Below are 19,306 nucleotides of genomic sequence, written 5' to 3'. Positions count from 1 at the left end.
TGCCGAAATCTCCAGTGGAAAATACTTCGCTCACGTTGAGCATGACGCACTGTACCAGTACACGAGTACAAAAGAAATAAAAAAAGCCCCAATCATGACGATCGGGGCTGTATTATTTACTTTACGCTAGCGGATTGCGCTTATTACGCATCGCCACCGAAACGACGACGACCAGCGGAGTCATCACGGCGCGGCGCAGAAGCATCGTCACGACGCGGCGCGCGGCCGCCTTCACGACGTTCGCCGCTGAAACGACGACCTTCACCACGTCCGCCTTCGCGACGTTCGCCACCGAAGCTACGGCCACCTTCACGACGCTCGCCGCCGAAGCCACGACCGCCTTCACGACGCTCGCCGCCGCCACGACGTTCGGTGCGCGGCTGCGCATCGCCCAGCAGCTGCATGTTCATCGGCTTGTTCAGGATGCGGGTACGAGTAAAGTGCTGCAGCACTTCGCCCGGCATACCTTTCGGCAGTTCGATGGTGGAGTGAGAACCGAACAGCTTGATGTTGCCGATGTAGCGGCTGCTGATGTCGCCTTCGTTAGCGATCGCGCCAACGATATGACGAACTTCAACGCCGTCATCACGGCCCACTTCAATGCGGTACAGTTCCATTTCACCCACGTCACGACGCTCACGCTTCGGACGATCATCACGATCGCCACGCGGACCGCGGTCATTACGGTCGCCACGGCGTTCGAAACGGTCATCACGATCGCGGAACTCACGCTTAGGACGCATCGGCGCATCCGGCGGAACGATCAGAGAACGTTCGCCCTGGGCCATTTTCAGCAGCGCAGCGGCCAGCGTTTCTACGTCCAGCTCTTCGCCTTCCGCAGTCGGCTGGATTTTAGCCAGCAGCGCACGATACTGGTCCAGATCGCTGCTTTCCAGCTGCTGCTGAACTTTAGCGGCGAATTTCTCCAGACGACGTTTGCCCAGCAGTTCCGCGTTCGGCAGTTCTACTTCAGGGATCGTCAGCTTCATCGTACGTTCGATGTTACGCAGCAGGCGACGTTCACGGTTCTCAACGAACAGCAGCGCGCGACCCGCACGACCCGCACGACCGGTACGGCCGATACGGTGAACGTAAGATTCGGAATCCATCGGGATGTCATAGTTAACAACCAGGCTGATACGCTCAACGTCAAGGCCGCGGGCCGCAACGTCGGTGGCGATCAGGATGTCCAGACGACCGTCTTTCAGGCGCTCCAGAGTCTGCTCACGCAGCGCCTGGTTCATATCGCCGTTCAGCGCGGCGCTGTTATAGCCGCTACGCTCCAGCGCTTCTGCCACTTCCAGAGTCGCGTTTTTGGTACGCACGAAGATAATCGCCGCATCAAAGTCTTCCGCTTCCAGGAAACGCACCAGCGCTTCGTTTTTACGCATGCCGTAAGCAGTCCAGTAGCTCTGGCTGATGTCCGGGCGCGTGGTGACGCTGGACTGAATGCGCACTTCCTGCGGCTCTTTCATAAAGCGGCGGGTAATGCGACGAATCGCTTCCGGCATAGTGGCGGAGAACAGAGCGGTCTGATGACCTTCCGGGATCTGCGCCATGATAGTTTCTACGTCTTCGATAAAGCCCATGCGCAGCATTTCATCTGCTTCGTCCAGTACCAGACCGCTCAGTTTAGAGAGATCCAGCGTACCGCGCTTCAGGTGGTCCAGCAGACGACCCGGGGTACCGACGACGATCTGCGGCCCCTGACGCAGGGCGCGCAGCTGCACGTCATAACGCTGGCCGCCGTACAGGGCAACCACGTTTACGCCGCGCATATGTTTAGAGAATTCCGTCATTGCTTCAGCAACCTGTACCGCCAGTTCGCGGGTCGGCGCCAGCACCAGAATCTGTGGTGCTCTAAGCTCAGGATCGATGTTGTTCAGCAGCGGTAAAGAGAACGCTGCGGTCTTACCGCTACCGGTCTGGGCCATACCCAGAACGTCGCGGCCGTCCAGCAGATGCGGAATGCACTCAGCCTGGATCGGAGATGGTTTTTCGTAACCCAGATCGTTAAGCGCTTCAAGGATAGGAGCCTTCAGGCCCAGATCTGCAAAAGTGGTTTCGAATTCAGCCATGTAGTACGTGTGCCTCAAAATTAATGGCGGCCAGTCTACATAACTCATCGTGAAAATTTAGAGTAATTTTCATTGAAAAGTGTGAACCGGCTCAAAGTAGGTGTATTAACGAACAACAACGCCCTCACCCGCGAAGGTGATGGCAATCAAAAAATGGGCTGATGTGTGTTCGTCAGCTATTGCTGGTCCGATTCTGCCAGGTCATCTTGCTCCTGGCCCAAGAGCGATAATTCCAACAATGCGTATCGGTGCTCAACGTAGTTATGAACGTTGTTAGCGACCGCCAGTTTGAACAGTGCCGTAGCGCTGTCCTTGTCCCCCAGACTTAGGTAGTACTTACCTAAATAGAAGTTGGTTTCACTGAGATGCTCAGCGAGCGAGGTGTTATCCGTTGCGTCTGCCTTCAGACGGGTCATCAGCTCTTTTTCGCTAATGTCGCCAAGGTAGAACTCGACAATGTTCCATCCCCATTGCTCTTTATCCGACTTGTTGAAGCGCTGTTTCAGTGCTTCAAGCGCCTGCTTCTCATCAAGCTTACGCTCGGCGAGGTATAACCACAGACTGCGGAAAGGATCATTGGGATCGTCTTGATAAAACGCCAGCAGATCATCTTGCGCTAACTTAGCACGGCCACCGTAATACAGAGCGATGCCGCGGTTTAAGTGCGCGTAGTTGTAAGTTGGATCAAGCTCAAGTACAGAATCAAACGCTTCATAGGCAGCATCAAAATTGCCTGCCTGCGTTAAATAAATGCCTAAGTAATTGAATACTTCAGGCATATCGGGTCGGATTGCCAGCGCTTGTGAAAAATCATTTCGCGCTAATGCCCTCAGACCGAGACTATCATACAACACTCCGCGCTCATATAAAAGCTGTGCGCGTTCGTCATCGGTTAAAGCCCGACTGGCAAGAATTTGTTCCATGCGCGCCAGAATCACTTCTTGCTGCAAAGTCGGTTGCAATGGTACCGCGAGGACGGCGTCCTTACGCCAGGCAGAGTTGCTGCATCCTGCCAGCGTGAGAGCTGTCGCCACGAAACACCAGCGCAGAAAAGGCTTCATTTCCCACTCCCGAAGACAACGATTGGATGAACGTCCAGTTCCCCGGCTGCAAAAAGGCATCCTGCCCGGAATAGACCCTCCGCCGAAGCGGAGGGCAATCGGCAACCTTACTCGCCCTGCTCTGCGGCCGGAGCTTCCGGCGCGTTAGCTGGCTGAGCCTGCTCAGTTGCTTCTTTAATGCTCAGACGTACGCGGCCCTGACGGTCAACTTCCAGAACCTTAACCGGTACTTCCTGACCCATCTGCAGGTAATCAGTCACTTTCTCAACGCGCTTGTCAGCGATCTGAGAGATGTGAACCAGACCTTCTTTACCGCCGCCGATGGCAACGAATGCGCCAAAGTCAACGATACGGGTCACTTTACCATTGTAGATACGGCCAACTTCGATCTCAGCGGTGATCTCTTCGATACGGCGGATAGCGTGCTGCGCTTTGTCACCGTCGGTCGCTGCGATCTTCACGGTACCGTCATCTTCGATTTCGATGGTGGTGCCGGTTTCTTCGGTCAGGGCACGGATAACAGAACCGCCTTTACCGATAACGTCTTTGATCTTGTCCGGGTTGATCTTGATGGTGTGGATACGCGGTGCGAATTCGGAGATATCGCCGCGCGGCGCGTTAATCGCCTGTTCCATCACGCCCAGGATGTGCAGACGCGCACCTTTAGCCTGGTTCAGAGCAACCTGCATGATTTCTTTGGTGATACCTTCAATTTTGATATCCATCTGCAGCGCAGAGATACCGTCGCGAGAACCCGCAACTTTGAAGTCCATATCGCCAAGGTGGTCTTCGTCACCCAGAATGTCGGACAGTACGACGAAGTTATCGCCTTCTTTCACCAGACCCATTGCGATACCCGCAACGGCGGCTTTCACCGGCACGCCAGCGTCCATCAGCGCCAGAGATGCGCCACAGACGGAAGCCATGGAAGAAGAACCGTTGGATTCGGTGATTTCAGATACCACGCGAACGGTGTACGGGAATTCGTCGATTGTCGGCATCACGGCCAGAACGCCGCGCTTAGCCAGACGACCGTGACCGATTTCACGACGCTTCGGAGAACCAACCATACCAGTTTCGCCTACGGAGTACGGAGGGAAGTTATAGTGGAACAGGAAGGAGTCCGTGCGCTCGCCCATCAGTTCGTCGATGTTCTGCGCGTCGCGTGCGGTACCCAGAGTCGCGGTAACCAGCGCCTGAGTTTCGCCACGGGTAAACAGTGCGGAACCGTGGGTACGCGGCAGTACGCCGGTACGAACGTCCAGACCACGGATCATGTCTTTTTCGCGGCCATCGATACGCGGCTCGCCTGCCAGTACGCGGCTACGAACGACGTTTTTCTCGATAGCGTGCAGGATTTCACCCAGTTCGTTGGCGTCCAGGGTTTCGTCTTCGGCAACCAGCGTCGCGATGGTTTCAGATTTGATCACGTCTACCTGAGCGTAACGCTCTTGTTTGTCGGTGATACGGTAAGCATCGCTCAGGCGGGATTCAGCCAGCGCAGCAACGCGCGCGTTCAGGGCGGCGTCAACCACTTCCGGCTGCCAGTCCCAACGCGGTTTACCGGCTTCTTTCACCAGGTCGTTGATGTTCTGAATAACAACCTGCTGCTGCTCGTGGCCAAAGACCACCGCGCCCAGCATCTGGTCTTCGCTCAGCAGTTCAGCTTCGGATTCAACCATCAGTACGGCCGCTTCGGTACCGGCAACCACTAGATCCAGTTTGCTGGACTTCAGCTCTTCCTGGGTTGGGTTCAGTACGTACTGGTCGTTGATGTAACCCACGCGAGCGGCGCCGATTGGGCCATTGAACGGAATACCGGACAGCGACAGCGCTGCGGAAGCGCCGATCATCGCGACGATATCCGGGTTAACCTGCGGGTTAACGGAAACGACGGTGGCAATAACCTGAACTTCGTTAACGAAGCCTTCCGGGAACAGCGGACGAACCGGGCGGTCAATCAGACGCGCGATCAGGGTTTCGCCTTCGCTTGGACGGCCTTCACGACGGAAGAAGCCACCCGGGATTTTACCGGCAGCGTAGGTACGCTCCTGGTAGTTAACAGTCAGCGGGAAGAAGTCCTGGCCCGGTTTCGCTTTTTTCTGACCCACAACGGTAACGAATACCGCGGTGTCATCCATGCTAACCATCACAGCGGCCGTTGCCTGGCGCGCCATCATGCCGGTCTCCAGGGTTACGGTGTGTTGGCCGTACTGGAATTTACGAACGATCGGATTAAGCAAAATTCTATCCTTTTATCTAAAAATGACGCCATATCCACGATATCGCGTCTGATGACCCGATCCTCTGCATCCTCGCGACTAATGACAACCTTTACCCGCCCCTGCGGATGAAGCCTCTCATTAGCCGCGCGAACCTCTGCATGAAGATCATTAATAGCAACAATACATGAGTTTTTAATGAATTGCTGCCGCCTGGTCGAAAAAAGGGGCCGTGAGGCCCCTTTTTCTGAAACTCGCAGAATTAGCGACGCAGACCCAGACGCTCGATCAGCGAAGAGTAACGTGCAACATCTTTACGTTTCAGGTAGTCGAGCAGTTTACGACGCTGAGAAACCATGCGCAGCAGACCACGACGGCTGTGGTGATCTTTTTTATGCTCTGCAAAGTGACCCTGCAGGTGGTTGATCTGTGCAGTCAGCAGTGCAACCTGAACTTCAGTAGAACCGCTGTCGTTTGCGCCACGACCGAACTCAGAAACGATTTGTGCTTTAGCTTCAACGCTTAGAGACATTTTCAAACTCCAAAATTATAAGTAAAGAAAGGGTGCCGATCTCTAATTCAGCAACCCCTGATGCAACGCCCGAAAATGTTAAAACACTTTAGCGGACGTTAAGCGGCGATATTCTACTCGTAGCAGGCTTTTATCGCAACAAAAGCGCTCACTGCGGGTATTCCACCACCAAACGACGAGGCGCGACGCGGCCTTCATCGTCGATTTCGCCCATGCCGAGGAACTTGCCGGACTCGCTTTCCATCACCCGCACCAGCCCGTTAAGCGGCGCGCCTGACTGACGAACCGGATTACCGTTCTTAAAGTAGACCGCGGAAGTTTCTGGAATATGAACCAGCGGATAATCCGACGCCGGGCTGTCCATCGGCATCAACAGCGGGTCAAGCAGTTGAGCGGCGGGAATATCCTGCGCCGCCGCCTGTTCGACCATCGCCTGCAGCTGCTCAAGAGTCACCATCCGCTCGACCGGGTATTTGCTCACCGCCAGGCGACGCAGGAAAATCACGTGCGCGCCGCAGCCAAGCTTCTCGCCCAAATCATCGATAATCGTACGGATGTAGGTTCCTTTCGAACAGTGGATCTCAAGCTCCAGTTCATCTCCTTCATGGCGAATAAACAGCAGCTCATAGACCGTAATCGGCCGGGCTTCACGCGGAACCTCAATACCCTGACGAGCGTATTCGTACAGCTTTTTACCCTGATATTTCAGCGCCGAGTACATCGACGGCACCTGCTGCGTTTCGCCGCGGAAGCTATCCAGCGCCGCCGCCAGCTGTTCTTCGCTAAAGGTGAGCGGGCGTTCTTCTACCACCTGGCCATCGGCGTCGGAGGTATCCGTACGCTGACCAAGTTTGGCGATCACGCGATAACGCTTATCAGAGTCCAGCAGATACTGGGAAAACTTAGTCGCTTCGCCTAGACACACCGGCAGCATACCGGTCGCCAGCGGATCCAGCGCGCCGGTATGCCCAGCGCGGTTGGCGTTATAAATGCGTTTTACTTTCTGCAGCACATCGTTGCTGGAGGCGCCCTGAGGCTTATCCAGCAGCAATACGCCGTGCACGTCGCGGCCGCGACGACGAGGACGACTCATTAGTCCTCCTTGCTGTCGTCCGGGTTCACACGACGCTCATCGTCGTGTTTCACCACGCTGGTAACCAAATTGGACATGCGCATCCCTTCTACCAGCGAGTTGTCGTAGAAGAAAGTCAGTTCCGGCACGATGCGCAGACGCATCGCTTTGCCCAGCAGAGAGCGGATAAAACCAGACGCTTCCTGCAGCGCTTTGATGCCCGCTTTCACCGCGGCTTCGTCTTTATCGTTGAGGAAGGTGACATACACTTTGGCATAGGCCAGGTCACGGGACATTTCTACGCCGGAAACGGTAGTCATCATGCCCAGACGCGGGTCTTTGATTTCACGCTGCAGGATGATGGCAATTTCTTTTTGCATCTCCTGGGCCACGCGCTGCGGGCGACCAAATTCTTTCGCCATAATAAATTCTCCAGAATAAAGACAAAAAAGGGGCCAAAAGCCCCTTTTTAAAATTATTGCCGGGTGGCGCTTCGCTTACCCGGCTTACGCTTAGCTATCTGACGATTAATCGATGCTACGCTGGATTTCGATGATTTCGAACACTTCGATCATATCGCCAACGCGAACGTCGTTGTAGTTCTTCACGCCGATACCACATTCCATGCCGTTACGGACTTCGTTAACGTCATCTTTGAAGCGGCGCAGGGATTCCAGCTCGCCTTCATAGATAACCACGTTGTCGCGCAGGACGCGGATTGGGTTGTGACGCTTAATCGTACCTTCGGTAACCATACAGCCCGCGATGGCGCCGAATTTCGGCGATTTGAAGACATCACGCACTTCAGCCAGACCAATGATCTGCTGTTTCAGTTCCGGAGACAGCATGCCGCTCATCGCCGCTTTCACTTCGTCGATCAGGTTATAGATGACGGAGTAGTAACGCAGATCCAGGCTTTCTGACTCGATAACTTTACGTGCGGAAGCATCGGCACGAACGTTGAAGCCAACCAGAATCGCGTTGGAAGCTGCAGCCAGGGTCGCGTCGGTTTCGGTGATACCACCTACGCCGGAACCGATGATCTTCACTTTCACTTCGTCGGTAGACAGTTTCAGTAAGGAATCGGAAATCGCTTCGACAGAACCCTGCACGTCCGCTTTCAGTACGATGTTCACTTCGTGAACTTCGCCTTCGGTCATGTTAGCGAACATGTTTTCCAGTTTAGATTTCTGCTGGCGAGCCAGTTTAACTTCACGGAATTTGCCCTGACGATACAGCGCAACTTCACGCGCTTTTTTCTCGTCACGAACGACGGTAACTTCATCACCCGCCGCCGGAACGCCGGACAGACCGAGGATTTCCACCGGAATGGACGGACCCGCTTCCAGCACTTCACGACCCAGCTCGTCACGCATCGCACGTACGCGGCCATATTCAAAGCCACACAGTACGATATCACCCTTGTGCAGAGTACCTTCGCGAACCAGAACGGTAGCCACCGGGCCACGACCTTTGTCCAGGAAGGATTCGATGACCGCGCCGCTCGCCATACCGTTACGTACCGCTTTCAGCTCGAGAACTTCAGCCTGCAGCAGGATAGCGTTCAGCAGGTCGTCGATACCGGTACCGACTTTCGCTGATACTGGGATGAACTGCGCTTCGCCGCCCCACTCTTCCGGCATAACGCCGTACTGGGAGAGTTCGTTCTTCACGCGATCCATATCCGCTTCCGGCTTATCGATCTTGTTCACTGCAACTACTACCGGCACCTGCGCCGCTTTGGCGTGCTGGATAGCTTCCACAGTCTGCGGCATCACGCCGTCGTCTGCCGCCACGACCAGAACCACGATATCCGTCGCCTGCGCGCCACGAGCACGCATGGAGGTAAACGCGGCGTGGCCCGGGGTGTCCAGGAAGGTGATCATGCCGTTGTCGGTTTCTACGTGGTACGCACCGATGTGCTGGGTAATACCACCCGCTTCGCCGGAGGCAACCTTAGTAGAACGAATGTAGTCCAGCAGAGAGGTTTTACCGTGGTCAACGTGACCCATGATGGTCACTACCGGTGCGCGCGGTTCAGCCGCAGCGCCGGTGTCACGGTCGCTCATTACTGCTTCTTCCAGCTCGTTTTCACGACGCAGGATAACTTTGTGGCCCATCTCTTCGGCAACCAGCTGAGCGGTTTCCTGGTCGATGACCTGGTTGATGGTCGCCATCGCGCCCAGTTTCATCATCGCTTTGATGACCTGAGAGCCTTTGACCGCCATCTTGTTGGCCAGCTCGCCAACGGTAATGGTTTCGCCGATCACAACATCACGGTTAACGGCCTGAGCCGGCTTCTGGAAGCCCTGCTGCAGAGAAGAACCTTTACGATGTTTGCCGCCTTTACCACCGCGAACGGCCGCACGGGCTTCTTCACGGTCAGCTTTAGATTCAGCGTGTTTGTTGCCTTTCTTCGCCGGACGCGCAGCTTTGCTGTTACGGCCACGGCCGCGACCGCCTTCAACTTCACGATCGTTATCATCTTCAGCCTGACGCGCATGCTGAGACGTGGTTACGTGATAGTCGGTCGTTTCTTCTGGGGTTTCCGGAGTTTCACTCCAGTTTTTTTCATTTTCTTCAGCCATACGGCGTGCTTCTTCCGCTACACGGCGCGCTTCTTCTTCAAGTTTGCGGCGTGCTTCTTCTTCCGATTTGCGCTTCAGCTCCGCTGCTTCGTTCTCACGGCGGGTCTTTTCAGCCTGGGCGGTCTTGGTCATTTCGTCGGTATGTTGATTGCTCACTTTGTCTTTTTCCGCGGCTTCACGTTTCGCTTTATCAGCGACTTCACGTTTAGCTTGTTCTGCGGCCTCACGTTCAGCTTTTAATTGCGCCTCGCGTTTAGCTGCTTCTTCAGCTTCACGACGGGCCTGCTCTTCCGCTTCACGCTGCGCCTGCTCTTCCGCGGCCAGGCGTTCAGCCTCTTGCGGATCGCGTTTCACAAAGGTGCGTTTCTTGCGGACTTCGATTTGTACCGATTTACTCTTTCCACCGGTACCTGGAATATTCAACGTGCTGCGCGTTTTACGCTGCAACGTCAGCTTGTCAGGCGCCGAGCCGTGTTCACGGTTCAGGTGCGTTAACAAGGTTTGCTTCTCTTGCGCGGTCACAGAATCATCAGCCGATTTGCGAATACCTGCATCAGCAAATTGCTGTATCAGGCGATCCACAGAGGTCTGAATTTCTGAGGCCAGCGCTTTAATAGTCACATCTGTCATGCTGTTCCTTCCTGCTACAGTTTATTACGCTTCGTCGCCGAACCAACAAATGTTGCGAGCAGCCATGATGAGTTCACCAGCTTTCTCGTCGGTCATACCTTCGATATCAGCCAGGTCATCAACGCCCTGTTCGGCGAGATCTTCCAGCGTACAAACACCACGGGCAGCCAGCTTAAACGCCAGAGCACGGTCCAAACCTTCCAGATTCAGTAAATCGTCGGCAGGTTTGTTGTCTCCCAGGCTTTCTTCCTGAGCCAGCGCCAGTGTAGTCAGTGCGTTTTTCGCACGCTCACGAAGTGCTTCAACGGTCGCTTCATCAAGGCCGTCGATTTCCAGCAGTTCTTTCATCGGCACATAGGCCAGTTCTTCCAGCGAGGAGAAGCCCTCTTCAACCAGTACGGTTGCGAAATCTTCATCAATATCGAGATATTTGGTGAAGGTATCGATAGCGGCATGGGCTTCAGCCTGGTGCTTAGCCTGCAGGTCATCAACGGTCATGACGTTGAGTTCCCAGCCGCTGAGCTGCGATGCCAGGCGGACGTTCTGACCGTTACGGCCGATCGCCTGCGCCAGGTTGCCTGCTTCTACCGCGATGTCCATGGTGTGTTTATCTTCATCCACCACGATGGACGCAACGTCAGCCGGCGCCATAGCGTTAATCACGAACTGCGCCGGGTTATCATCCCACAGGACGATATCGATGCGCTCGCCGCCAAGCTCGGTAGAAACCGCCTGAACGCGCGCGCCGCGCATACCTACGCAAGCGCCAACCGGGTCGATACGCTTGTCATTGGTTTTCACGGCGATTTTCGCACGAGAACCCGGATCGCGGGCTGCGGCTTTGATTTCCAGCACTTCTTCGCCGATTTCCGGCACTTCAATGCGGAACAGTTCGACCAGCATCTCCGGTTTGGAGCGAGTCACGAACAGCTGCGCGCCGCGTGCTTCCGGACGAACGGCGTACAGTACGCCGCGAATACGGTCGCCCGGACGGAAGTTTTCACGCGGCAGCATATCTTCACGCAGGATCACGGCTTCAGCATTGCTGCCCAGATCCAGAGTGATGTTGTCGCGGTTTACTTTTTTCACCACGCCGGTGATTATCTCACCTTCGTGCTCGCGGAACTGATCGACAACCATCGCGCGCTCAGCTTCACGTACTTTCTGTACGATAACCTGTTTAGCGGTCTGCGTAGTGATACGGTCGAAGGTGACAGATTCAATCTGATCTTCAACGTAGTCGCCGACGTTCATGCTTTCATCTTCGTAACGCGCAGCTTCCAGCGTGATCTCGCGGGTCGGTTGAGTCACCTCTTCAACCACCAGCCAGCGACGGAAGGTGTCGAAATCGCCGCTTTTACGGTCGATTTCTACGCGAACGTCGATCTCTTGTTCGTATTTTTTCTTGGTCGCCGTTGCCAGAGCGCTTTCCAACGCTTCGAAAATCTTCTCGCGCGGCAGCGCTTTTTCGTTGGAAACGGCTTCAACAACAGCCAAAATTTCTTTGTTCATCGGGGCCTTTCACCTCAATCCAGACTGTTAAAAGTGGGGAACCAGGTTCGCCTTCTGGATGTTACTCAGCGCGAACACTTCATCTTTGCCTTCGACGGTTACCGTGATCATCTCACCGTCTACCGCTTTGATAATGCCCTGCCATTTACGACGGTTCTGTACCGCCATGCGCAGCACCAGCGAAACTTCTTCACCGGTGAAACGTTGATAGTGTTCAGCAGTAAACATCGGACGGTCGAGACCAGGCGAAGAGACTTCCAGGTTGTAAGCGACGGTGATTGGATCTTCGACATCCATGACAGCACTGACCTGGTGGCTCACATCAGCACAATCATCAACATTGATGCCATCTTCACTATCAATATAGATGCGCAGTGTGGATGTGCGACCGCGAATAAATTCGATGCCGACCAGCTCAAAGCCAAGCGCTTCAACTGGCGCAGTGAGCATCTCTGTTAATTTTTGCTCTAATGTGGACAAACCCACCCCCAAGACATAAAAAAAGGGCGTATAGCCCAGTTATTCTGAAGTCAGATAACAAAAAACCCCGATAAATCGGGGCTTTAGATAACTGAACCCTGAGACCGCAATTGCGATCTGGAACACCTTCCAGAAGAATTCTTTCAAATCCGGCTACGAAGGACCTAGTCCTCACAGTATATTTGAAAAAGTACTTAATGGGAAAGTGGTTGCGGGGGCCGGATTTGAACCGACGACCTTCGGGTTATGAGCCCGACGAGCTACCAGGCTGCTCCACCCCGCGCCTGAAACGTGGCATATTTTACTCTTTCTGAGTAAAAGACGCAAATACTGCTGGGATTTGGTACCGAGGACGGGACATAAAATCGTGGTGAATTGTATCGATAAATCATATATTTTGTCAACATCCATTTTACACCACCCGCTTGCCGTTTATGCTGGCATTTCAGGCTTTTTTAGCAAAATCACCATCAGGCTCTTCCTGTCGCCAGCAAAAGATGATTAAATGAAAACTCACAATTAGTGCATAAAAATGCAAATTTGTTGTTGAGTCGAACTCACCACAGTCTATCTAGCAGGGTTTTATTTTATGACGACGATTCTTAAGCATCTCCCGGTTGGTCAACGTATTGGTATTGCTTTCTCTGGTGGACTGGATACCAGCGCCGCCCTGCTGTGGATGCGTAAAAAAGGCGCGGTTCCTTATGCATATACCGCGAACCTGGGCCAGCCTGACGAAGACGACTACGAGGCCATTCCGCGTCGTGCAAAAGAGTATGGCGCTGAAGGCGCTCGTCTGATTGATTGCCGCAAACAACTGGTGGCGGAAGGCATCGCGGCGATTCAGTGCGGCGCATTCCATAACACCACCGGCGGCTTAACCTATTTCAACACCACGCCGCTGGGCCGCGCCGTAACCGGCACCATGCTGGTTGCCGCGATGAAAGAAGACGGCGTCAACATCTGGGGCGACGGTAGCACCTATAAAGGCAACGATATCGAGCGTTTTTATCGCTACGGCCTGCTGACCAATGCGGAACTGCAGATTTACAAACCGTGGCTGGATAGCGACTTCATTGATGAACTGGGCGGTCGTCATGAAATGTCCGAGTTTATGATAGCCTGCGGCTTCGACTACAAAATGTCTGTCGAAAAAGCCTACTCCACCGACTCCAACATGCTGGGCGCGACGCACGAAGCGAAAGATCTCGAATTCCTTAATTCCAGCGTGAAAATCGTCAACCCGATTATGGGCGTGAAGTTCTGGGATGAAAGCGTAAAAATCGCCGCTGAAGAAGTGACCGTGCGTTTTGAACAGGGCCACCCGGTTGCGCTGAATGGCAAAACGTTCAGCGATGACGTCGAACTGATGCTGGAAGCTAACCGCATCGGCGGTCGCCACGGTCTGGGCATGAGCGATCAGATTGAAAACCGCATCATTGAAGCGAAAAGCCGCGGCATCTATGAAGCTCCGGGGATGGCACTGCTGCATATCGCCTACGAGCGCCTGCTGACCGGTATCCATAACGAAGATACCATTGAGCAATATCATGCTCATGGCCGCCAGTTGGGTCGCCTGCTCTATCAGGGTCGCTGGTTCGATTCCCAGGCGCTGATGCTGCGCGATTCGCTGCAGCGTTGGGTTGCCAGCCAGATCACCGGCGAAGTGACGCTGGAACTGCGTCGCGGCAACGACTACTCAATCCTGAATACCGTTTCAGACAATCTGACCTATAAAGCAGAGCGTCTGACCATGGAAAAAGGCGATTCCATGTTTACCGCTGAAGATCGTATCGGCCAGTTGACCATGCGCAACCTGGACATTACCGATACCCGTGAGAAGCTCTTCGGCTATGCCCAATCCGGGCTGCTCAGCGCATCTTCCGCCACCGGTCTGCCACAAGTTGAAAACCTGGAAAATCGCGATAAATAAACCGCGAAGCCAAACTCACCAGCCGGCGCTAACCCGCCGGCTTTTTTATTTCCGCAATAAATCCTAAATGACAACCCTACTTTATCGTTATAGTTTATGGCATCACTATTTTTAATAATCACCATCTATAATTTATCGAATACCTGTACTCTTATACCGAGAGGATCGCAATGAATATTAAACCTCCCGTTCGGCCGCAAGAGGCGATCAATCGTCTGATGGCGCTGCTGGAACCGTATGCCACGCCAATAAATATGGTCGCAAGGAAAAGGCTTAGCTGGGAATATAAAGGCAAAATCCAGCTCTATCTGTTTAAGAAAGGTGAGTTATCTATTTTTCGCTCATCGGACAGATTACTCATGGTCACCGTCTATGAACCGCACCTGTTTGGCGTAGCCGAGATGCTGCAGCCCAGCCGTAGCCACGGCCTTCGTGCGGAAGTCGATACGGAGATCCTGCGGATTGACAGCGATAAAGCCATGCAACTCATCAGTGAGCATAACATGTGGGAAGAGGTCACCCGGCTGCTGGCTTACCACACCTCTTATTTGGTGTATCGCGACGATTTAGTATTACAACAGCGGACTTATTCGGTCATTCGTAATCATTTAATGGAAATGTTACTCCTTCCGGAAGAAACCCGATTGCGGGTATCCATGCTGGAATATATTCAGGACCGCACACACCTGTCGCGCAGCAGCATTCTGAATGTGTTATCAGCGTTGAAAAAGGGTGGCTATATCGAGTTTGCCCGCGGTGGTTATTTACAGAGTATCACCTCCCTGCCTGAGAAGTTTTAATCCCCTATCGACCCTGCCACTTATCGCCCCATCATTGTTTAAAATTAAACATATAAACGGTAACGGTGGGCGATAAATGCTTTTATTCTGCACATAACTATTAAACCAGAAACCCGTTAATTTTTGCCCGAACGCTCGTATCGGGCATTTTTTTACCCGAAGGAATACGAATAATGAGCATGTTCAGACTGAAATCCATCCTGCTTATCGCCGCCCTGAGCGCCAGCAGCGCCGCCTTCGCTTCCGTTAGTCTTCACGGTGAAGCCGGTTCAGAATTCACCAACTTATCAGCCAGCTTTAATCCGCAGTCTCCCGGAATGACCTTTAACGGTAACTGGGCGCATAGCGATAACGATGGCGATACTGTGGGATTAGGTATGGGTTATAACTTCGATCTGGGTCCGTTCCTGCTGACGGCCGGCGGTAAAGCGGTATACCTGAATCCGAACGATGGCGATGAAGGCTATGCGATTGCTCTCGGCGGCGGCGCTCAGCTACCGCTTGGCGATTTCTTTACCTTGTTCGGTGAGGCTTATTATTCCCCGGATTCCATGTCCAGCGGCGTTGATGAATATCTCGAAGCCAATGCCGGCTTACGCGTGAATATCATCAAATCCATGAGCATCGAAGCGGGCTATCGCTACATTGATATGGCGGGGAAACATGACCACCGCGATAACGTCCTGGCGGATGGCGCCTATGCGGGTTTCAATTTCCGTTTCTAAGTTCGACAAAAGGGATTGCCTGCCGGCAATCCCTCCTTATTATGCGACTGATGGGATGGTTTTCAGCAGCTTATTAATTTCCTGCAAGCCTGCCATATTGTTCTCTTTACGGTAGACATCGTTCATCGACGCCATTTGCTCAAGTTTGGTTAACGCACCGTAGACTTGAAACGCCTCGCTATCCTTATCAAAGACATCCCGTTTATCCACATCCTGTAAATAGTTGCTTTTAAGCGACTGGCTTAACTTGCTGATGAGTAGACTGTTATCCTTAAAACAGTTAACGACCGTTGATGATTCCGGCGCGGGCGCGGAATTATTAATAACCGGCACCTGTAGGGTATTCAACGTGTCTACTGTTTCTGGCGACGAATGGCTGCTGCATCCGGCCAGGCCCAACATACCGGCAATGATAACTACTTTTAAAGTACGCATGGCGTCACTGAACCTCGTCAAAATTGATGAGGGCGACTTTAGCGATTTCACGGGGTTCAAAACCAGCGGAGTGTTGTTTATAAATAAACAGCCAACAGGAAGGACAAAAACAAAAAAAGACGCTTTTCAGCGTCTTTTTTCTGGAATATTGGTACCGAGGATGGGACTCGAACCCACAAGCCCGTTAGGGCACTACCACCTCAAGGTAGCGTGTCTACCAATTCCACCACCTCGGTACAGAATACTTAGTGCGGGATATCGCTGGCCGGCTGAGCCGGTGCGGTTGGCTGAGTCTGCTCAGATTTCGGCGCACTCAGGTTATCCCACTCGCTTCCTTTATTGGTCTTGTTGCTGTTGATATTACCCAGCGCCAGACTGATGATGAAGAACAGCGCGGCCAGAATGCCGGTCATACGGGTCATGAAGTTACCAGAACCGCTAGAACCAAACAACGTGCCAGAAGCGCCTGCTCCGAAGGAGGCTCCCATGTCAGCGCCTTTACCTTGCTGCAGCATGATCAGGCCAACAAGGGCAATCGCTACAATAAGGAAAATTACTAAAAGAGCTTCGTACATAATCAACCTGTTCCTTGCGGATTCGCCGCATACCAAGTGCTTCACCAATAAAGCGGGACGTTTTAATATTTCCCACTGAAGCGGGTGTGAATACTAACCAAAGCGAATAACCTTCGCAAGGGCAATTTTGGCGTATTGTATCAACTGCGGAAAAAAACAGCAAAAAGCGTTTTTATATGCTTAAAAAGGCAGCAAGAGCCGCCTTTTTAATCACTTAGCTGCGATAGTTATACGCTTTTGACCGCATCGGCGATACGGTGGGCAAATTCCTTCACCTGCGCTTCATGCTCGCCTTCAACCATCACGCGGATCAGCGGTTCAGTGCCCGATTTACGCAGCAGCACGCGTCCACGGTTCCCCAAAGCGGCCTCTACTTCGGCAGTGACCGCTTTTACGCTTTCATGCTCCAGCGGATTGCCGCTGCCTTCGGTAAAGCGTACGTTGACCAGAATCTGCGGGAACATTTTCATACCGCTACACAAATCGTGCAGGCTCATATGATTGCGCACCATCGCCGCCACCACCTGCAGGCTGGCGACAATGCCATCGCCGGTGGTGGTTTTGTCCAGCAGGATCACGTGGCCGGAGTTTTCCGCACCGATACGCCAGCCTTTTTCCTGCAGTTTTTCCAGCACGTAACGGTCACCCACTTTCGCGCGGGTAAACGGAATGCCAAGCTGCTTCAGCGCAAGCTCAAGACCCATGTTGCTCATCAGCGTGCCGACTGCGCCACCGCGCAGCTGGCCCTGACGTAGGCCTTCACGGGCGATAATATAGAGGATCTGATCGCCATCGACTTTATTACCTTCATGATCAACCATGATGACGCGATCGCCATCGCCGTCATAGGCAATACCCAGATCGGCTTTTTCCGCCAGTACGCGAGCCTGCAGCGCGCGTACATCGGTTGCGCCAACCTCTTCGTTAATGTTCAGCCCATCAGGTTCACAGCCCATCGCGATAACCTGCGCGCCCAATTCGCGGAATACATTCGGCGCAATGTGGTAAGTCGCGCCGTGGGCGCAATCCACCACCACCTTCAGCGAGCCGAGGCTCAGCTCATTCGGGAAGGTGCCTTTGCAAAACTCAATATAGCGGCCGGCGGCATCGACGATACGGCTGGCTTTCCCAAGCTCAGCGGAATCAACGCAGGTCAGCTCTTTTTCCATTTCTGCTTCAATCGCTTCTTCGACGTCATCCGGAAGCTTAGTGCCTTCGATGGAAAAGAATTTAATACCGTTGTCGTAGAAAGGGTTATGAGAGGCAGAGATGACGATTCCCGCTTCAGCGCGGAAGGCGCGGGTCAGATAGGCGATAGCCGGCGTCGGCATAGGGCCGGTAAACGAGGCGGACAAACCCGCAGCCGCCAGGCCAGCTTCCAGCGCGGATTCCAGCATATAGCCAGAAATTCGCGTGTCTTTGCCGATAATGATTTTACGTGAACCATGGCGTGCCAGCACTTTGCCTGCCGCCCAACCCAGCTTCAGCACGAACTCAGGTGTAATAGGTGCGTCGCCAACGCGGCCACGAATACCATCGGTGCCAAAATATTTGCGGTTACTCATAACGTTTATTTTCCTTAGCGGCCAGGGTGGCTTCCACCACGCGCAGCGCTTCTACCGTTTCTTTGACATCATGGACGCGAATTATCTGCGCGCCCTGCATTGCAGCAATGACTGCGCAGGACAAGCTGCCGCTCAGCCGTTCCGACGGCCCTACGTTCAACAGCTGACCCACCATCGACTTACGCGACATCCCCACCAGCAGCGGGAGCCCAAAATGATGGAACTCCCCTAGTCGGGCAAGCAGTTCATAGTTATGGGAAAGATTTTTACCGAATCCGAATCCCGGGTCGAGCAACAATTTTTCTTTTGCGATCCCCGCCTGTTCGCAGCGCACAATGTGTTCAGCAAAAAAACGGTCAACATCGGCAAAAACATCTTCGTACTTCGGCGCTTCCTGCATCGTTTTCGGCTGCCCCTGCATATGCATCAGGCACACCGGTAGCCCGGTTTGCGCGGCGGCCTGCAGGGCGCCAGGCTCGGTTAATGAACGGATATCGTTAATGATATGTGCGCCAGTGCGCGCGGATTCGCGGATGACCTCGGCTTTCGAGGTATCAACCGAGATCCAGACTTCAAAACGCTGTGCAATTGCCTCAACCACCGGGATCACCCGCGCCAGCTCTTCCTCGACGCTGACATCCGCCGCGCCAGGCCGGGTTGATTCACCGCCGATATCAATAATAGTCGCCCCGGCGTTAATCATCAGGTTGGCATGCTTAACCGCTTCAATCAGTGAATTGTGGCTGCCGCCATCGGAGAAGGAATCCGGCGTAACGTTAAGGATCCCCATCACATGCGGATGGGAGAGATCGAGCGTTGACCCCTGGGCGTGTAATTGCATGTTTTCTTTCCGCTATGGTTTATACAGTTGTAGTACGGACAGGGCTCGGCCCGCACCATCTTAGAGATTCTGGCGGTGACATCATTCAATTCCTCAAGAGGATAATGAAGCACCGGCGTTTAAATATTCAAAAAATGAATATTATCAGACAGACGGCTCATCCGCGCGTGTTGCAGCCGCCGCCATCCCGAAAACATTTTACGCGATGGACGATAGCACGCCATCGCCATAGTTATGTTCTGAAAGAGGATCCCGCG

17 protein-coding genes and 2 tRNA genes are annotated in these 19,306 nt (G+C 53.5%); 3 read left to right on the top strand and 16 right to left on the bottom strand.

Going from position 1 to position 19,306, the window contains the following annotated elements; translation table 11 throughout:
* Positions 1–143: 143 nt before the first annotated feature.
* From ACSEMK_RS14600 to ACSEMK_RS14550, 11 genes are all read right to left on the bottom strand, one after another.
* Positions 144–2,078 (bottom strand): DEAD/DEAH family ATP-dependent RNA helicase, encoded by a 1,935-nt coding sequence (locus ACSEMK_RS14600; protein ID WP_430915031.1) that lies wholly within the window; start codon positions 2,076–2,078, stop codon positions 144–146.
* On the bottom strand, positions 2,071–2,151 hold the full coding sequence (gene yrbN / locus ACSEMK_RS14595; protein ID WP_086538083.1) for a protein YrbN: 81 nt from the start codon (positions 2,149–2,151) through the stop codon (positions 2,071–2,073). Before yrbN ends, ACSEMK_RS14600 begins: the two co-directional genes overlap by 8 nt.
* 103 nt (positions 2,152–2,254) lie before the next feature.
* Positions 2,255–3,139 (bottom strand): lipoprotein NlpI, encoded by an 885-nt coding sequence (gene nlpI / locus ACSEMK_RS14590; RefSeq protein WP_020077841.1) that lies wholly within the window; start codon positions 3,137–3,139, stop codon positions 2,255–2,257.
* Between the two features lie 107 nt (positions 3,140–3,246).
* Positions 3,247–5,382 (bottom strand): polyribonucleotide nucleotidyltransferase, encoded by a 2,136-nt coding sequence (gene pnp, locus ACSEMK_RS14585; protein ID WP_015369529.1) that lies wholly within the window; start codon positions 5,380–5,382, stop codon positions 3,247–3,249.
* Between the two features lie 241 nt (positions 5,383–5,623).
* The gene (gene rpsO, locus ACSEMK_RS14580) at positions 5,624–5,893 is read right to left on the bottom strand and encodes a 30S ribosomal protein S15 (RefSeq protein ID WP_015369527.1); all 270 of its coding nucleotides are present in this window, start codon (positions 5,891–5,893) and stop codon (positions 5,624–5,626) included.
* A gap of 148 nt (positions 5,894–6,041) precedes the next feature.
* Positions 6,042–6,986: a tRNA pseudouridine(55) synthase TruB gene (gene truB / locus ACSEMK_RS14575; protein ID WP_430915028.1), complete on the bottom strand. Its 945-nt coding sequence runs from the start codon at positions 6,984–6,986 to the stop codon at positions 6,042–6,044.
* Positions 6,986–7,387 (bottom strand): 30S ribosome-binding factor RbfA, encoded by a 402-nt coding sequence (rbfA, locus tag ACSEMK_RS14570; protein ID WP_002918248.1) that lies wholly within the window; start codon positions 7,385–7,387, stop codon positions 6,986–6,988. Before rbfA ends, truB begins: the two co-directional genes overlap by 1 nt.
* 105 nt (positions 7,388–7,492) lie before the next feature.
* Positions 7,493–10,183: a translation initiation factor IF-2 gene (gene infB / locus ACSEMK_RS14565; RefSeq protein WP_087859923.1), complete on the bottom strand. Its 2,691-nt coding sequence runs from the start codon at positions 10,181–10,183 to the stop codon at positions 7,493–7,495.
* A 24-nt stretch (positions 10,184–10,207) separates the two neighbouring features.
* Positions 10,208–11,695 carry a transcription termination factor NusA gene (gene nusA, locus ACSEMK_RS14560; RefSeq protein WP_015369524.1) on the bottom strand — a complete coding sequence of 496 codons (1,488 nt, stop codon included), beginning with the start codon at positions 11,693–11,695 and terminating at the stop codon, positions 10,208–10,210.
* A 27-nt stretch (positions 11,696–11,722) separates the two neighbouring features.
* Positions 11,723–12,175 (bottom strand): ribosome maturation factor RimP, encoded by a 453-nt coding sequence (gene rimP / locus ACSEMK_RS14555; protein WP_015703598.1) that lies wholly within the window; start codon positions 12,173–12,175, stop codon positions 11,723–11,725.
* Positions 12,176–12,381: 206 nt separating this feature from the next.
* Positions 12,382–12,458 (bottom strand) — tRNA-Met (locus tag ACSEMK_RS14550).
* 306 nt (positions 12,459–12,764) lie between these two features.
* Between ACSEMK_RS14550 and argG the strand changes: the two genes are divergently transcribed.
* The 3 genes from argG to ACSEMK_RS14535 all read left to right on the top strand — a co-directional run bounded on the left by argG (position 12,765) and on the right by ACSEMK_RS14535 (position 15,633).
* Complete coding sequence (argG, locus tag ACSEMK_RS14545) at positions 12,765–14,108, top strand: argininosuccinate synthase (RefSeq protein WP_015369521.1); 1,344 nt, start codon at positions 12,765–12,767, stop codon at positions 14,106–14,108.
* Between the two features lie 170 nt (positions 14,109–14,278).
* Entirely contained in the window at positions 14,279–14,908 is a 630-nt protein-coding gene (locus ACSEMK_RS14540) for a winged helix-turn-helix transcriptional regulator (RefSeq protein ID WP_087859924.1), read from the top strand.
* 173 nt (positions 14,909–15,081) lie between these two features.
* The gene (locus tag ACSEMK_RS14535) at positions 15,082–15,633 is read left to right on the top strand and encodes a YfaZ family outer membrane protein (protein ID WP_087859925.1); all 552 of its coding nucleotides are present in this window, start codon (positions 15,082–15,084) and stop codon (positions 15,631–15,633) included.
* A gap of 39 nt (positions 15,634–15,672) precedes the next feature.
* Here ACSEMK_RS14535 and ACSEMK_RS14530 read toward each other — a convergent pair whose 3' ends face one another.
* The 5 genes from ACSEMK_RS14530 to folP all read right to left on the bottom strand — a co-directional run bounded on the left by ACSEMK_RS14530 (position 15,673) and on the right by folP (position 19,049).
* Positions 15,673–16,068 carry a hypothetical protein gene (locus ACSEMK_RS14530; protein WP_113373136.1) on the bottom strand — a complete coding sequence of 132 codons (396 nt, stop codon included), beginning with the start codon at positions 16,066–16,068 and terminating at the stop codon, positions 15,673–15,675.
* Positions 16,069–16,217: 149 nt separating this feature from the next.
* Positions 16,218–16,304, bottom strand: a tRNA-Leu gene (locus ACSEMK_RS14525).
* Positions 16,305–16,313: 9 nt separating this feature from the next.
* A complete protein-coding gene (gene secG / locus ACSEMK_RS14520; RefSeq protein WP_015369517.1) occupies positions 16,314–16,643 on the bottom strand; it encodes a preprotein translocase subunit SecG in 330 nt (109 codons plus the stop codon).
* Between the two features lie 227 nt (positions 16,644–16,870).
* The gene (gene glmM, locus ACSEMK_RS14515) at positions 16,871–18,208 is read right to left on the bottom strand and encodes a phosphoglucosamine mutase (RefSeq protein WP_032712585.1); all 1,338 of its coding nucleotides are present in this window, start codon (positions 18,206–18,208) and stop codon (positions 16,871–16,873) included.
* Entirely contained in the window at positions 18,201–19,049 is an 849-nt protein-coding gene (folP, locus tag ACSEMK_RS14510) for a dihydropteroate synthase (protein ID WP_435336596.1), read from the bottom strand. Before folP ends, glmM begins: the two co-directional genes overlap by 8 nt.
* Between the last annotated feature and the right edge of the window lie 257 nt (positions 19,050–19,306).

This window comes from Klebsiella sp. K-3, assembly GCF_051207495.1.
Classification (GTDB): Bacteria; Pseudomonadota; Gammaproteobacteria; order Enterobacterales; family Enterobacteriaceae; genus Klebsiella; species Klebsiella aerogenes.
This window is presented reverse-complemented; position numbering and strand designations above follow the sequence as displayed.